Source organism: Variovorax soli (assembly GCF_031454625.1).
GTDB lineage: Bacteria > Pseudomonadota > Gammaproteobacteria > Burkholderiales > Burkholderiaceae_C > Variovorax > Variovorax soli_A.
Genome location: NZ_JAVDRF010000006.1, coordinates 289,661 through 303,370, shown reverse-complemented (window position 1 = coordinate 303,370; position 13,710 = coordinate 289,661). Strand labels below are relative to the sequence as shown.

Annotated in this window: 15 protein-coding genes; 9 read left to right on the top strand and 6 right to left on the bottom strand. The window is 68.4% G+C overall.

Annotated features, from left to right (window positions below; translation table 11 throughout):
* The first annotated feature begins 126 nt into the window (after nt 1–126).
* The 8 genes from J2739_RS16650 to J2739_RS16615 all read left to right on the top strand — a co-directional run bounded on the left by J2739_RS16650 (nt 127) and on the right by J2739_RS16615 (nt 6,806).
* Nucleotides 127–1,266 carry an aromatic ring-hydroxylating oxygenase subunit alpha gene (locus J2739_RS16650; RefSeq protein ID WP_309903581.1) on the top strand — a complete coding sequence of 380 codons (1,140 nt, stop codon included), beginning with the start codon at nt 127–129 and terminating at the stop codon, nt 1,264–1,266.
* 15 nt (nt 1,267–1,281) lie between these two features.
* Nucleotides 1,282–2,199 carry a DMT family transporter gene (locus J2739_RS16645; RefSeq protein ID WP_309903624.1) on the top strand — a complete coding sequence of 306 codons (918 nt, stop codon included), beginning with the start codon at nt 1,282–1,284 and terminating at the stop codon, nt 2,197–2,199.
* Between the two features lie 16 nt (nt 2,200–2,215).
* A complete protein-coding gene (locus tag J2739_RS16640; protein WP_309903579.1) occupies nt 2,216–3,127 on the top strand; it encodes a sulfurtransferase in 912 nt (303 codons plus the stop codon).
* Complete coding sequence (locus J2739_RS16635) at nt 3,124–3,672, top strand: DUF2796 domain-containing protein (protein WP_309903577.1); 549 nt, start codon at nt 3,124–3,126, stop codon at nt 3,670–3,672. The genes J2739_RS16640 and J2739_RS16635 overlap by 4 nt, the downstream gene beginning before the upstream one ends.
* Nucleotides 3,673–3,691: 19 nt before the next feature.
* The gene (locus J2739_RS16630; protein WP_309903575.1) at nt 3,692–4,396 is read left to right on the top strand and encodes an ABC transporter ATP-binding protein; all 705 of its coding nucleotides are present in this window, start codon (nt 3,692–3,694) and stop codon (nt 4,394–4,396) included.
* Between the two features lie 166 nt (nt 4,397–4,562).
* A complete protein-coding gene (locus J2739_RS16625; protein WP_309903573.1) occupies nt 4,563–5,825 on the top strand; it encodes an ABC transporter permease in 1,263 nt (420 codons plus the stop codon).
* A gap of 2 nt (nt 5,826–5,827) precedes the next feature.
* Nucleotides 5,828–6,439 carry a DUF3299 domain-containing protein gene (locus J2739_RS16620; protein ID WP_309903571.1) on the top strand — a complete coding sequence of 204 codons (612 nt, stop codon included), beginning with the start codon at nt 5,828–5,830 and terminating at the stop codon, nt 6,437–6,439.
* 157 nt (nt 6,440–6,596) lie between these two features.
* Nucleotides 6,597–6,806, top strand: coding sequence for a dodecin (locus J2739_RS16615; protein WP_309903570.1), 210 nt, complete (start codon nt 6,597–6,599; stop codon nt 6,804–6,806).
* A gap of 28 nt (nt 6,807–6,834) precedes the next feature.
* Here J2739_RS16615 and J2739_RS16610 read toward each other — a convergent pair whose 3' ends face one another.
* From J2739_RS16610 to J2739_RS16590, 4 genes are all read right to left on the bottom strand, one after another.
* Nucleotides 6,835–7,068: a hypothetical protein gene (locus J2739_RS16610; protein WP_309903568.1), complete on the bottom strand. Its 234-nt coding sequence runs from the start codon at nt 7,066–7,068 to the stop codon at nt 6,835–6,837.
* Between the two features lie 130 nt (nt 7,069–7,198).
* On the bottom strand, nt 7,199–8,068 hold the full coding sequence (locus J2739_RS16605) for a ZIP family metal transporter (protein WP_309903566.1): 870 nt from the start codon (nt 8,066–8,068) through the stop codon (nt 7,199–7,201).
* Nucleotides 8,069–8,376: 308 nt separating this feature from the next.
* Complete coding sequence (locus J2739_RS16595) at nt 8,377–9,135, bottom strand: aspartate/glutamate racemase family protein (RefSeq protein ID WP_309903564.1); 759 nt, start codon at nt 9,133–9,135, stop codon at nt 8,377–8,379.
* Between the two features lie 31 nt (nt 9,136–9,166).
* Nucleotides 9,167–10,051, bottom strand: a complete 885-nt coding sequence (locus tag J2739_RS16590; protein WP_309903562.1) for a transporter substrate-binding domain-containing protein — start codon at nt 10,049–10,051, stop codon at nt 9,167–9,169.
* A gap of 220 nt (nt 10,052–10,271) precedes the next feature.
* On the opposite strand from J2739_RS16590, the gene J2739_RS16585 reads away from it, so the two are divergent.
* On the top strand, nt 10,272–11,492 hold the full coding sequence (locus J2739_RS16585) for a D-amino acid dehydrogenase (protein WP_309903560.1): 1,221 nt from the start codon (nt 10,272–10,274) through the stop codon (nt 11,490–11,492).
* A gap of 3 nt (nt 11,493–11,495) precedes the next feature.
* On the opposite strand, the gene J2739_RS16580 is transcribed toward J2739_RS16585, so the two are convergent.
* Together J2739_RS16580 and J2739_RS16575 are read right to left on the bottom strand one after the other, a co-directional pair.
* On the bottom strand, nt 11,496–12,398 hold the full coding sequence (locus tag J2739_RS16580; RefSeq protein WP_309903559.1) for a LysR family transcriptional regulator: 903 nt from the start codon (nt 12,396–12,398) through the stop codon (nt 11,496–11,498).
* A gap of 16 nt (nt 12,399–12,414) precedes the next feature.
* Entirely contained in the window at nt 12,415–13,704 is a 1,290-nt protein-coding gene (locus J2739_RS16575; RefSeq protein WP_309903557.1) for a M20/M25/M40 family metallo-hydrolase, read from the bottom strand.
* Nucleotides 13,705–13,710: the final 6 nt, after the last annotated feature.

Sequence of the window (13,710 nt, the reverse complement as noted above, 5' to 3'; positions counted from 1 at the left end):
TTTTTCCCGGGGTACAATCGCCCTCTCTCGCGCCGGCGCCTGCCGGCGATTTTCTTCGGGGTGTCCAGTCTCCAGCGGCACCTCTTTTCGTTCTTCCTCCCTGTGGGGAGCTTGGTCAGGTCACCCATGTCTGATTTAAGTCTTCAACTGCAGCAGGCTTCCAGCCAACTCCCGGTTTCCGCGTACTTCGACGAGGCGCTCTACGCCCGCGAACTGCAAACCCTTTTTGCCGGCGGTCCACGCTACGTGGGCCACCGCCTCGCGGTGCCCGAGCCGGGCAACTACCACGCCCTGCCGCAGGAGCAGCAGGGCCGTGCGCTGGTGCATACGCCCAAGGGCGTGGAGCTGATTTCCAACGTGTGCCGCCATCGCCAGGCGCTGATCCTGCAAGGCCGCGGCGCGCTCGATCCGCAGGCCGGCGGCGGCAACATCGTCTGCCCCCTGCACCGCTGGACCTACGCGGCGGCCGACGCGCGCACCACCGGCAAGCTGATCGGCGCGCCGCATTTCGCGCAGGACCCATGCCTGGACCTGCACAACTACCCGTTGACCGAATGGAACGGCCTGCTGTTCGAGCAGAGCCCGCAAGGTGCCGGCCGCGACGTCGCGGCCGACCTGGCCCGGCTCGGCCCGCGCGCGGACCTCGACTTCGAGGGCTATTCGCTGGACCGCGTCGAGCTGCACGAGTGCAACTACAACTGGAAGACCTTCATCGAGGTCTACCTCGAGGATTACCACGTCGGGCCCTTCCATCCCGGCCTCGGAAGCTTCGTCACCTGCGAGGACCTGCGCTGGGAGTTCGGCCATCACCACTCGGTGCAGACGGTGGGCGTGGCCAACCGCCTGGGCCGTGCCGGCAGCCCGGTCTACCAGAAGTGGCAGGAGCAGCTGCTGAAGTACCGCGAGGGCAAGCCGCCCAAGTACGGCGCGATCTGGCTCACCTACTACCCGCACGTGATGATCGAGTGGTACCCGCACGTGCTTACCGTGTCGACGCTGCACCCCATGGGACCGCAGAAGACGCTCAACATGGTCGAGTTCTTCTACCCTGAGGAGATCGTCGCCTTCGAGCGGGAGTTCGTCGAGGCGCAGCAGGCCGCCTACATGGAGACCTGCGTGGAAGACGACGAAATCGCCGAGCGCATGGACGCCGGCCGCCGCGCGCTGATGCTGCGCGGTGTCGACGAGAGCGGCCCCTATCAGAGCCCGATGGAAGACGGGATGCAGCAGTTCCACGAGTGGTACCGCCGCGAGATGAAGCCCTGAGTGCAAGCCCTCTGGATGGTGCTGGCGGCACTGATCTTCGCCACCATGGGCGTGTGCGTGAAGATCGCCTCGGACTGGTTCACGAGTGCCGAGCTGGTGTTCTATCGCGGCCTGATCGGCATGCTGTTCCTGTGGGTGCTGGCACGCCAGCGCGGCATCACGCTTTCAACGGCCTACCCGGGCATGCACGCCTGGCGCAGCCTGGTCGGCGTGTTCTCGATGGGCGCCTGGTTCTACGCCATCGCGCACTTGCCGCTGGCGACCGCCATGACGCTCAACTACATGAGCAGCGTCTGGATCGCGGCCTTCCTGGTCGGCGGCGCCCTGCTGGCCTGGGTGCCGGTGCCCGGCCGCGACGGGCGCGTGCCGCGGCCGCCGCTGCAGGGTCCGCTGGTGCTCACCGTCCTGGCGGGCTTCGGCGGCGTGGTGCTGATGCTCAAGCCCAGCATGGGCGAGAGCCAGGGCTTCCCGGGGCTGGTGGGGCTGATGTCCGGGCTGACCGCTGCCTTCGCCTACATGCAGGTGGTCGCTCTCTCGCGCGTGGGCGAGCCGGAGTCGCGCACGGTGTTCTATTTCGCGCTCGGCTCGGCCGCGGCGGGTGGCCTGGTGACGCTGCTGGGCAGCTTCACGCCCTGGGAGCGATGGACCTGGGCGCACGCGATGTGGCTGCTGCCGGTCGGCGTGCTCGCGGCCCTCGGCCAGCTGTGCATGACACGCGCCTATGCGAGCGCGAAGAGCCAAAGCGGTACGCTCGTCGTGGCCAACCTGCAGTATTCAGGCATCGTGTTTGCAGCCGTCTACAGTGTGGTGCTGTTCGGCGACCGCATCGACGCGGCCGGCTGGGCCGGCATGGTGCTGATCGTCGCCAGCGGCATCGCGGCCACCGTGCTGCGCCAGCGCTCGCTGCCCAAGGCGCCCGCAGAAGAGCATTGAGCAAAGAAGGATCGCCATGTACCAGACCCTGATCTCCGTCGAAGAACTCATGGACCTGCAGCGCGGCAATGCACCGCAAATGGTGTTCGACTGCAGCTTCGACCTGATGCAACCCGAGGCCGGCTTCGCGCAGTACCGGGCGGCGCACATTCCGGGCGCGCTCTACGCCAACCTCGACACCGACCTGAGCGCCAAGCATGGCGTGCCGGGCGCGCGAGGCGAGGTGATGGTGGCGCAGGCCGACGAGGGACCGCCGGCCTCCGGCGGCCGCCATCCGCTGCCCAGCCGCGAGCGCTTCGCGGCCTGGCTCTGCAGCATCGGCTTCGCGAACGACATGCAGGCCGTGGTCTACGACCGCAACGGCGCCAACTACTGCGGCCGGCTGTGGTGGATGCTCAAGTGGATGGGCCACGACGCCGTGGCCGTGCTGGACGGCGGCCTGCAGGCCTGGCAGGCGGCCGGCGGCAAGACGAGCGCCGGCGACGAGCCGGCGCCCTTCCAGTCGAACTTCGTGCCCGGCCGGCCGCTGGTGACGCTGGTCGACACGCGCACCGTCGCCGCGCGGCTGGAGAAAGCTGACCAGACGCTGATCGACGCGCGCGCCGCCGCGCGTTATCGCGGCGAGGTGGAACCTCTGGACCCGATCGCCGGTCACATCCCCGGGGCCCTGAACCGGCCCTTCACCGAGAACCTCGGCCCCGAGGGCAAGTTCAAGCCGGCCGCGCAGTTGCGCGCCGAGTTCGAAGCACTGCTGGCGGGGCGGAATCCCGCAACGGTCGTCCACCACTGCGGCAGCGGCGTGAGCGCCGTGCCGAACCTGCTCGCGATGCAGATCGCCGGGCTCGGGACGACCGCGCTCTATGCCGGCAGCTGGAGCGAATGGAGCAACACGCCGGGACTGCCGACCCGGCAAGGTGCGAATGCATGAATTTTCGACGCGTTCTTCCCGCGCTGGCGTTGACGGGCCTGATGGCCGCGGCGCCAATCGCCGCCATGGCGCAGGCGCGCGCGCATGTGCATGGCCAGCTCAAGCTCGACATCGCCATCGATGGCCCGACGGTCGTCATCGAGATGGAATCGCCGCTCGACAATTTCGTCGGCTATGAGCATGCGCCCAAGAGCGAGTCCGAAAAGAAGATGGCGGACGATGCCGTCGCACAGTTGCGCGCGGCCGACCAGCTCTTCAAGATCGACCCGGCCGCCAATTGCAAGCTCGGCCCGGTGGCGCTGCGTTCCGCGGCGCTCGGCCTGGGCAAGACCGAGACCGGCGCGGGCGAAGGCCATGCGGACCTCGACGGCACTTTCGCTTTCAACTGCACCAAGGCGACTGAGGCCAAGTTCATCGAGCTCGGCCTGTTCGGCGCCTTCAAGGGCCTGCGGCAGGTCGATGCCCAGATCGTCTCGCCCGACGGCCAGTTCAAGCGCACGCTGAAGCGGCCTGCCACGCGGCTGGCGTGGGGCGGCAGCAAGTGACGCTTTCGCTTTCGCGTTCGTGAGCGCAGTTCTTCGCGCAGAGGCGCTGCGCTTTGCCTGGCCGGGCGCCGCCGCGTCCTGCATCGACATCGAGCAGCTCGAGATCGAGGCCGGCGAGGCCGTCTTCCTGCACGGGCCCAGCGGCTGCGGCAAGAGCACGCTGTTGTCGCTGCTGGCGGGCGTGCTGGTGGCCGATGCCGGCCGCGTCGCGCTGCTGGGCCAGGACTGGGCCGCGCTCTCGGGCGCCGCGCGCGACCGCCAGCGCGTCGCGCATGTGGGCTACATCTTCCAGCAGTTCAACTTGCTGCCCTACCTGAGCGTGCTCGACAACGTGCTGCTGCCCTGCCGCTTCTCGGCCCGCCGCCGCGAGCAGGCCGCACGCGAAGGCGGCGCACGCGCGCAGGCTGCGCGGCTGCTCGAAGACATGGGCTTGTCGCAGGCCTTGTGGAAGCGGCAGGCGATGCAGCTCTCGGTCGGGCAGCAGCAGCGCGTGGCCGCGGCGCGCGCGTTGATCGGGCACCCCGAGGTCGTGATCGCCGACGAGCCCACCTCGGCGCTGGACGAGGACCGGCGCGAAGCCTTCCTCGACGTCCTGGTCGAGGCCTGCCGCGCGAACCGCAGCGCGCTCGTCTTCGTGAGCCACGACCAGCGCATCGCGGCACGCTTCGGGCGGCACCTGCTCTTGCCGGAGATCAACCGCGCGGCGGAGCTCGCGCAGCCATGAAGGTCCAGGAACATCGGGCTCGGCCGCACGCCAAGGAAGCAAGCATTGCGCGAAGGGCGCAAAAAAATCCGGGACAGCGAAAGACCTTCTCGATGGCTTCTTTCGCGTCCCACGCGAAACCTTCGCGTCCTTCGCGCAGGGATGTCCCGACTCCGATTCCCGCGCCATGAAAACGCTCGTCACCATCGCCTGGAAGAGCGCCTGGAACCGGCGCTTCACGCTGGCGCTCACCGTCCTGTCGATCGCACTGTCGACTTTCCTGCTGCTGGGCGTGGAACGCATCCGCACCGAGTTGCGCGAGAACTTCTCCGCATCGGTCTCGGGCACCGACCTGATCGTGGGCGCGCGCACCGGCTCGTCGCAACTGCTGCTGTACTCGGTGTTCCGCATCGGTGCCGCGACCAACAACATGCAGTGGCAGAGCGTGCAGGCGCTGGCCCAGCACCCGGGCGTCGATTGGGTGGTGCCTTTGTCGCTGGGCGATTCGCACCGCGGCTTCGCGGTGCTCGCGACCTCGCCGGACTACTTCCGGCATTTCCGCTACGGCAATCGCCAGCCGCTGCGGCTGCGCGAAGGCAAGCCCTTTGCCGAGCTCTTCGATGCGGTGGTCGGCGCCGAGGTGGCGGACCGGCTGGGCTACCACGTGGGCCAGCGCATCACGCTGGCCCATGGCAGCGGCGAGCTCAATGTGGCCGAGCACGCCGACAAGCCCTTCACCGTGGTCGGCGTGCTCGCGCGCACCGGCACGCCGGTCGACCGCACGGTGCACATCGGCCTGGAGGCGATGGAGGCCATTCATCTGGAATGGCGTGGCGGCGCGCCGCTGCCGGGCGTGCACATCCCGGCCGAGCAGGTGCGCAAGTTCGACCTCGAGCCCAAGACGGTGACGGCCGCGCTGGTCGGCCTCAAGAACCGGGCTGCGGTGTTCTCGGTGCAGCGCTGGGTCTCGACCTACCAGCCCGAGGCGCTGATGGCCATCCTGCCCGGCGTGGCCCTGGACGAGCTGTGGAGCGTGATCGGCGTCGGCGAGAACGCGCTGATGTTGATGTCAGCGCTGGTCGCGCTGGTCAGCCTCGCGGGACTGGTGTCGGTCGTGATGGCTGGCCTGAACGAACGCCGTCGCGAACTCGCGGTGCTGCGCGCGGTGGGCGCCGGCCTGCGCCATGTGCTGGCGCTGCTCGCGCTCGAAGGCGCCATCGTCACGCTGCTGGGCGTAGCGATGGGCCTGCTCGCCGCAGGGCTGGGCATCGCCCTGCTCTCGCCATGGCTGCAGGCCCGGTTCGGGCTGACACTCTCGCTGTCCGAACCTACACTCAACGAGTGGGCCCTGCTCGCCGGCCTGCTGCTCTCCGGCTGGTTGGCCAGCCTGCTGCCGGGCGTGCGCGCCTACCGGCTGTCGCTGGCCGACGGACTCTCCCCAAGGATCTAAAAATGACGCTCGTGCCCAGCCTTCGTTCGCGCTTCCTGATCGCCGTGCTGTACGGCGCGGCCGTCGCGGCCTCTGCGGCCGACCCCGCGCCGCAGTCGACCTCCGCCACCAACCCCCTGGGCGGCAAGAGCGCCGCCGCCAAGCCCGCGCCGGGGCAGCCACGGCTGATCGCCTGGGAAGAACTCGTGCCCAAGGACTGGGACCCCATGAAGGAGTTCAAGGGCATGGACCTCAGCAAGCTCCAGGACGGTGATCCGCGCGCCAACGACCTGCTGTTGAAGATGCAGGAAGTGTCGAACAACGCGCCGACCAACCCGGCGATGAACGGCGTGGAGATCAAGCTGCCCGGCTTCATCGTGCCGCTCGAAGAGAACAAGGGCGAGGTCACGGAGTTCCTGCTGGTGCCCTATTTCGGCGCTTGCATCCACACGCCGCCGCCGCCGGCCAACCAGATCGTGCATGTGCGCGCGCGGCAGGGCGCGAAGTTTCGCGCCATGGACACGGTGTGGATCACCGGCAAGCTGCAGACCCTGCGCAACGACTCGATGATGGGCGTGAGCGGCTATCACATGACGGCGGACAGCGTGACCAAGTACACCGGCGGAGCGAAGTAGCCGACGCATGCAGGATCGGCTACCGCTTTCGTCCTACGCGCCGACGCGCAACGAAGGGCCGACGCCGCAGGAAGAAACCGCGGTCCCAGGCCTATGATGGACGTGCTGCCGTCTTGTTCAAGGCGGCGTGTCCGGTACCACCTACAAGGAGCGCTCCATGTCCAACCACGTCTACAAACTCCTCGAACTCACCGGCTCCTCGCCCACCAGCAGCGACGATGCCGTGCAGCGCGCGATTGCAAAAGCCAGCGAGTCGGTGCGCAACATGCAGTGGTTCGAGGTGACGGAGACCCGCGGCCATGTGAAGGACGGCAAGGTCGCGCATTGGCAGGTGACGCTGAAGGTGGGCTTCACGCTCGAGGACTGAGGCCGGGGCCCGGCGGGCCGGTGTCTCGTCAGTCCGGGGCTTGCATGACGCGATCGAACTCCTCGTCGGCCGGCACGTTGTCGGCGTCGAGTTCGCTGGCGTCGCTCAGGTCGATGCCGGTTTCCTCGGAGAGGTCGTCAGGCGGATCGGAGTCTGCCTCGTCCACGGCTTCATCTTCAGGCAGCTCGTCGTCCTCGAGTTGTTCGTCCGATGGATCGTCGACGGGATCGACGGAACTCAGCGGGGGATCGGCGCGGTTCATGATCGGCTCCTAGGCTGTTTTGGCTCGCGTGAGGCGAGGCCCAAGTGTGAGCCTCCTCGCCCGACTTGGGTAGTGCGAGTTTGCAACCGGCCGCACGGCCTGCATGTCGGAAAGGGCCGCGTCTGCGGCTTCAGGGCGAGTGCCCGTGTTCCTCGTGGGCCGGCTCCGCACGCTCGTGCGCATGTCCGTGCTCGCTGTGCGCCAGTCGGCTCACGCCCATGACCAGCAGGAGGCCCGCAGCGAGCCAGGCGATCTGCCATGCGGTCTCGCGCGCGCTCAGTCGCTTCTGCAGTTGCGGAATCAGGTCGGCCAGCGCCACGTAGACAAAACTGCTGGAGGCCAGCACCAGGAAATAGGGCAGCCAGCCATGGAGCTGGTCGACCAGCCACCAGCCGGCCAAGCCGCCCAAGGCCGTCATGGTGCCGGCGAGCGACACCTTGACCAGCGCGGCGCGCGCATCGGGCGAGCTCTGACGCAGCACGACGAGGTCACCGATGTGGTGCGGCACTTCGTGCGCCAGCACCGCGAGCGCCGCCACCAGGCCCAGGCGCAGGTCGGCGATGAAGGCCGAGGCGATGAGGATGCCGTCGCCGAAGCAATGCACGCTGTCGCCGGTGAGCACGGCCCAGCCGCCGGCCTTGCGCGGATGGTCGTGGCCGTGCGAATGCGCATGGCCGTGAGCATGGCCGTGATGCGCTTCCTCGCCATGGTGATGCTCGTGGCCGTGGTGCCAGAGTTCGGCCTTGTCGAGCAGGAAGAAGACCACCAGGCCGCACAGCAGTACGCCGAACAGCAAGCCCGGCTCGATGCGGCTCTCGAAGGCCTCGGGCAGCAGGTGCATGAAGGCGGTCGACAACAGAGCGCCGGCCGCGAGGCTCAGCAGGTGCTGCGGATCGACGCCGCCGCCGCTGCGCACGCCCACGCGCAGCAACAGCGCGGCGATCCAGACACTTCCGATGCCGGCGACCAGGGTCGCGGCGATGATGACGAACAGGTTCATGACGGCTTCGAGAAAGAAAACAAAAAGCCGCCCATCGGGACGGCTTTCGGCGGAAAGCGGGCTCGCCTCGGTCGAACGCCGCGGATCCTGAATCGAACCAGGCAGCGCCTCCAGCCATCACCGGCCATGCCGGCGAGATCGCTCGGCCGGTCCATCGGCGTGGAAGGCGTGGCCCGCTTCGGGGTACACGACGAAACTCGAAGGCGCTGGCCGCCGGCGAACCGGTGGCCCAAGCCGCTTTCATCTTATCAACCGTGTCAAGGGGGATGCCCTGGCCCTTGCCGGCCCCAGAGGCCGGGCGTGAGCGATCAGGCGCGAATCGGCTGTGACGCTGCGCCGTAGGCGCGCGCGGCCAGCGCCGAGGCCAGCACCCGCGCCGGATCCACCAGCCGCAGCCCCGCGACCGCGGCCGAGCCCTGAAGTCCCAGCGGAATCTCGGTGCATCCCATGACGATGGCCACCGCGCCATGCCGGTCCGCCAATTGCAGCGCGACGCGGCTGAAGCACGCTTCGGCCAGGCGCAGGTCGCCGGCCTTTACGCCTTCGTAGATGCCGCGCATCAGCAGCTTGCGCTCCTCGGCCAGCGGCAGATGGCAGGCCAGGCCGGCGTCGGCCATCGCCCGCTCATACAGCCCGACCCGATAGGTGCCCTCGGTCGCCATCAGCGCCGTGTCGCGCACGCCGTCGGCGGCGAGCCGCGCCGACACTTCGCGCGCCACATGCAAGACCTCGATCTGCGGAAAGCGCTCCTGGAGCGTGGCATGCCAGGCATGGGCCGTGTTGCAGGCGATGGCCACGGTGCGGCTGCCGAGGGCCGCCAGCCGGCCCAGGGCCTGCAGCATCGGCTCCAGCGGCTGGTGCGCGCCGAGCGAGGTCGACTCGAGCGCGCCGCTGCGGTCAGGCACCGGCACCTGGGCCAGCCAGTGCTCGGGAAAGGCCTGGTCGCGCACCGGTTCGCCACGTGCGCGCATCAGCCTGGCGCAGGCCTCGACGAAGAGGCGCACGAAATCGGCACCCGCCGCCGGCCCCATGCCGCCCAGGATGCCCACGGTCTGCGACTTCAGCATCGCGGCCTTCCTGCCTGACCTTCGCTGGCGCTCAGGTCGCCGGCTTGTCGCTGGGCGATTTGATGTTGTCGCGCAGCTGCTGGCTCATCGGCAGGTTCAGCGGCACGTTCTTCGGCGGGATCGGCTGCAGGAACCACTTGTTGTACATCTTCTCGAACTCGCCGCTCTTCATCAGGCCGATGAAGGTGTCGTCGACCAGCTTCTTGAACTCCTTGTCGTCCTTGGCCAGCATGCAGGCATAGGGCTCGACCTGCAGCGCCTCGCCCACCACCTCGAACTCCGACGGATTCTTCGCATTGGCGATCAGGCCGTACAGCAGGATGTCGTCCATCGCGAAGGCCACAGCGCGGCCGCTCTCGACCAGCAGGAAAGCGTCGGCGTGGTCCTTGGCCAGCACGATGTCCATGTCGAGATTCTTTTCGGCGTTGTACTTGCGCATGACCAGCGCGTTGGTCGTCCCGGTGGTGCTGGTGACCGTCTTCTTGGCGAGGTCGGCGTAGTCCTTGATGTGGGAGGACTTCTTCACCAGCAGTCGCGTGCCGGTGTAGAAGTGGTTGATGGCGAAGCTCACGTCCTTGGCGCGCGCGCTGTTGTTGGTGGTGGAGCCGCACTCCAGGTCGATGGTGCCGTTGCTCAGCAGCGGAATGCGGTTCTGCGAGGTCACGGGCATCAGCGCCACCTCCAGGTCGGGCTTGTTGAGCTTCTTCTTGACGGCCTCGACCACCGCATTGGAAAGGTCCACTGCAAAGCCGATCGGCTTGCCCGGGCCGTCCAGATAGCTGAAGGGCACCGAGGACTCGCGGTACGCAAGCGTGATCTTGCCGGACGCGGCAATCTTGGCCAGGGTATCGGCGGCCTGCGCGCCCGTTGCAACGGCGGCGAGCGCCACGGCAACCATCAAAGCAGAAATCTTCATGCGAGCCCTTTCGGTCGGATTGGAATGTGTTGCGGAGTGTAGGAACGATTCGGGCCGTGCTCACAATTCCTTTTGCGGGCATGGCCATGATCAAAAGTTATGGTCTTCGGCACCCGGGCATGAGCTTTGGCTATGGGCTGCGCCGCTTTTGGCATTTCACGCGTGCGCGGCCACCGCCTAGAGTGGATGCACTCCAACCAAGCGACAGAAAGAAAGCGTCATGCATGTGGGTGTGCTGGGTGCCGGCATCGTGGGCCTGGCCACGGCCTGGCAGTTGAGCCGGCGAGGCTTCCAGGTGAGCGTGGTCGACCGTGCGGAACCCGGCTCCGGCGCCAGCGGCGGCAATGGTGCGCAGTTGAGCTATTCCTATGTGCAGCCGCTGGCGGACCCTTCGATCTGGAAGCAGTTGCCGAAGCTGCTCCTCTCGCCTTCTTCTCCACTCAAGCTGCGGCCGCAGCTCGATCCGCTGCAATGGCGCTGGGGCCTGGCCTTTCTCGCGGCCTGCAATGCCCGCACCTCGCGCCAGACCACGGCGCAGCTGCTCACGCTCGCCGCCGAGAGCCGCGCGGCCTTCGAGGCGATGCTGGCGGCGCTCGAACCCGATTGCGATTTCTCCGCCACCGGCAAGCTCGTGCTGTATGGCAGCGCCTCCTCTTTGGAAGCCGCGGGCCGGCAGCTCGAGCTGCAGCGCGCCATGGGCAGCGAACAGCGCCTGGTCACGCCGGAGGAATGCATCGCGATCGAGCCCGCGCTCGCCGCTTATCGCAGGCAAATCGCCGGCGCCATCCACACGCCGAGCGAATGCGCGGCCGACTGCCTCAAGCTCTGCGTGGCGCTCGAAGGTGCGCTGCGCGCGCGGGGCGTCCGCTTCCTGCTCGACTGCGAGGTCCAGGGCTTCGATCGGCACCACGGTCGCGATGGCCGCGTCAGGGCGGTGCTGACCAGCGCCGGCGACCTGGAGGCGGACGCCTTCGTCATGGCCCTGGGCACCGCTTCGCACCGGCTGGGACGCCGGCTCGGCGCCTACCTGCCGGTGTATCCGCTCAAGGGCTACAGCATCACGGTCGACGTGGACCCGGCGTCGGAAGGCGCGCCGCACGTGAGCGTCACCGACAGCGCCCGCAAGGTCGTCTTCGCGCGCATCGGCTCGCGGCTGCGCGTGGCGGGGATGGCGGAGCTGGTAGGGCACGATGCCAGCATTCCGGCGACGCGCATCGAGACGCTGGCCGCGGCGACGCGCGCCGTGTTCCCGCAGGCCAGCCGCATGGCGGCGCTCCATCCGTGGACCGGCATGCGCCCCGCCACGCCCACGGGCGTCCCCATCATCGGCCGCCTGCCCCGCGCACCGCGCAACATGCTGTTCAACACCGGTCACGGCGCGCTGGGCTTCACGCTGGCCTTCGGATCGGCCGAGCGCGTGGCGGCGCAATTGGCGTCCTGAGCCTTAGGCCATCTCCTCGATCGCCTCGCGCATGCAGCGCGTGATGCCGCGCACCGCCACCGAATCCGGCCGTTCGGCAAAGCGCAGCGCGCGGATCGGCACGGGGATGCGCGGCTCCAGCGCCAGCACCTCCACCTTGTCCCGATCGGCCGAACTGGCGGTGCAGCCGTCGACCAGCGCCACGCCCAGCCCGTGGTGCGCCATGGCCAGCGCCGCGTGGTAGGTCTGCACCGTCACCACGGCTTGCTGGAAACCCACACCGGCCTGCCGGCAAGCCTGGCTCAGGCTGGTGCCCACGGGGTCGCGGCTGTCCAGTCCCACCACCGGGAGCTTGACCAGATCGTGCAGCGCCGCAGCGCCGTTGCGCACCAGCGCGCGCGGCAGCATGCCCTTGGGCGCGATGCACACCATGCGGCTGTCGGCCAGCGCTTCCTGCGTCAGCGAGGGATGCACCGCCGGACTGAAGGCAAAGCCGACGTCCGCCTCCTGCCGCAGCAGCGCCGACATGATCTGCGGCGAGTGCAGCGATTCCACCGTGACCGCGATGCCCGGATGCTTCTGCCTGAAGGCCTTGAGCGCGCGCGGCAGCACCTCGTAGCTCAGCGCCAGCACCGTGAGGATGCGCAGCTCGCCCGCATCGCTGCCCGCTCGCAGGTTGGCTGCGAGGCGCTGCACTTCGTCGAGCTGCGCGAACAGGCGCTCGATGTGCGGATAGAGCGCCTGTGCCTCGGTGGTCGGCGTGAGCCGTCCCTTGGCGCGCTGGAACAGCGGAAAGCCCAGCTGGATCTCCGCGTGCTGCAGCGTGCGGCTGACCGCCGGCTGCGTGATGTTGATGAGCCTGGCCGCCGCGCTCACGCTGCCGGTGAGCATGATGGCGTTGAAGACCTCGATATGGCGCAGGCGCATCGCGTGGGGCCAGGGGCTAGTAGCCGGCGATCTTGCCGTGCGAGATGTCCATGACCATCCGTGCCGCCAGGTACAGCCGCGGCTCGATCGAATCGACCAGCACGTACTCGGCGTCCGCCGAATGCGCACCGAAGCCCTGCAGGCCGAAGCGCTCCACCACCGGCGCCTTGGTCTTCAGCGCGGCAAAGGCCGCATCGGTGCCGCCGCCGGCCACCTTGTCGTCGGCGCCCAGCTCGCGGCCCAATTCCTTGTAGACGGCCTGCGCATGCGCGGCCAGCGCGCGCGAGGCGTCGGTGGCCTCCAGCGGCGGGCGGCGCCGCTCGAAGTTCATCTCGACCTTGGCCTCGGGGATCAGCTGCTTCTTCACCCGCTCCTGCACCTGCTTCTCGATGCGGTCGTAGTCGCTGACCTTCAGCACCCGCACGTCGGCGCCGGCGCTGGCCGAGGCCGGGATCACGTTGCGGTTGGTGCCCGCCTTGGCGATGGTCCAGTTCATCTTGAGCCCGGTGGCCGGGTCGGACAGGTCGCGCATCTGCAGGATCTGGTTCGAGAGCTCGTAGAGCGCATTCACGCCCAGCTCGGGCGCCGAGCCCGCATGCGAGGCCTTGCCCGTCACATGGAGCGACACCGAGGCAATGCCGGCGGTGGCGAGCGAGAGCTTGTCCTCCTTGATCGAGGCGCCCTCGTACGACATCACCGCATCGTGCTCCGCGCCGAGCCGGCTGATGAGCGCGCGCGAGCCGGGCGAACTGATCTCCTCGTCGCCGTTGATCAGCACCGTGAGCGTGCCGTAGTCCCTGAAGTCCAGCGCCTTCAGCAGCGCCACCGTGTGCAGGATGACGGCCACGCCCTGCTTGTCGTCGGCGATGCCCAGGCCGTAGGCTTTGTCGCCTTCGATGCGGAAGGGCTGCTTGTTCAGCATGCCGATCTGGTAGACCGTGTCCATGTGGGCGATCAGCATGATCTTCTTGGTGCCCGTGCCCTTGAAGGTGGCGCGCACCGCCTTGCCGATCTTCTCCGGCGTGTCCTCCATGCGGTAGGCGTCTGCCGTCGGGTCGACCAGCTCGACCTGGCCGCCCATCGCCTTGAGGCGCTCGGCGATCAGGTTGGCGATCTTGTCCAGGCCTTCGAGGTCGCGGCTGCCCGACTCGATGGAGACCAGCTGCTTGAGGGTATCGAGCAGCGCGGGCCTTTCCTTGGCGGCCAGCGCGGCAATGCGCGCGTCGGGAGCCGCCGAGGCGGTGCCGAGCCAGGCGGCGCAGACGGCGCCGAGGGCGAGGGTGCGGAGGGCGTGCGAGAGCTTCATGGATCT

Bases quoted from the DNA above. Each gene is read 5' to 3' on its own strand.
- J2739_RS16635 (WP_309903577.1), top strand. From the start codon at position 3,124: ATGAATTTTCGACGCGTTCTTCCCGCGCTGGCGTTGACGGGCCTGATG.
- J2739_RS16620 (WP_309903571.1), top strand. From the start codon at position 5,828: ATGACGCTCGTGCCCAGCCTTCGTTCGCGCTTCCTGATCGCCGTGCTG.
- J2739_RS16595 (WP_309903564.1), bottom strand. From the start codon at position 9,135: ATGCTGAAGTCGCAGACCGTGGGCATCCTGGGCGGCATGGGGCCGGCG.
- J2739_RS16575 (WP_309903557.1), bottom strand. From the start codon at position 13,704: ATGAAGCTCTCGCACGCCCTCCGCACCCTCGCCCTCGGCGCCGTCTGC.
- J2739_RS16580 (WP_309903559.1), bottom strand. From the start codon at position 12,398: ATGCGCCTGCGCCATATCGAGGTCTTCAACGCCATCATGCTCACCGGC.
- J2739_RS16605 (WP_309903566.1), bottom strand. From the start codon at position 8,068: ATGAACCTGTTCGTCATCATCGCCGCGACCCTGGTCGCCGGCATCGGA.
- J2739_RS16650 (WP_309903581.1), top strand. From the start codon at position 127: ATGTCTGATTTAAGTCTTCAACTGCAGCAGGCTTCCAGCCAACTCCCG.
- J2739_RS16610 (WP_309903568.1), bottom strand. From the start codon at position 7,068: ATGAACCGCGCCGATCCCCCGCTGAGTTCCGTCGATCCCGTCGACGAT.
- J2739_RS16640 (WP_309903579.1), top strand. From the start codon at position 2,216: ATGTACCAGACCCTGATCTCCGTCGAAGAACTCATGGACCTGCAGCGC.
- J2739_RS16585 (WP_309903560.1), top strand. From the start codon at position 10,272: ATGCATGTGGGTGTGCTGGGTGCCGGCATCGTGGGCCTGGCCACGGCC.
- J2739_RS16625 (WP_309903573.1), top strand. From the start codon at position 4,563: ATGAAAACGCTCGTCACCATCGCCTGGAAGAGCGCCTGGAACCGGCGC.
- J2739_RS16645 (WP_309903624.1), top strand. From the start codon at position 1,282: ATGGTGCTGGCGGCACTGATCTTCGCCACCATGGGCGTGTGCGTGAAG.
- J2739_RS16615 (WP_309903570.1), top strand. From the start codon at position 6,597: ATGTCCAACCACGTCTACAAACTCCTCGAACTCACCGGCTCCTCGCCC.
- J2739_RS16590 (WP_309903562.1), bottom strand. From the start codon at position 10,051: ATGAAGATTTCTGCTTTGATGGTTGCCGTGGCGCTCGCCGCCGTTGCA.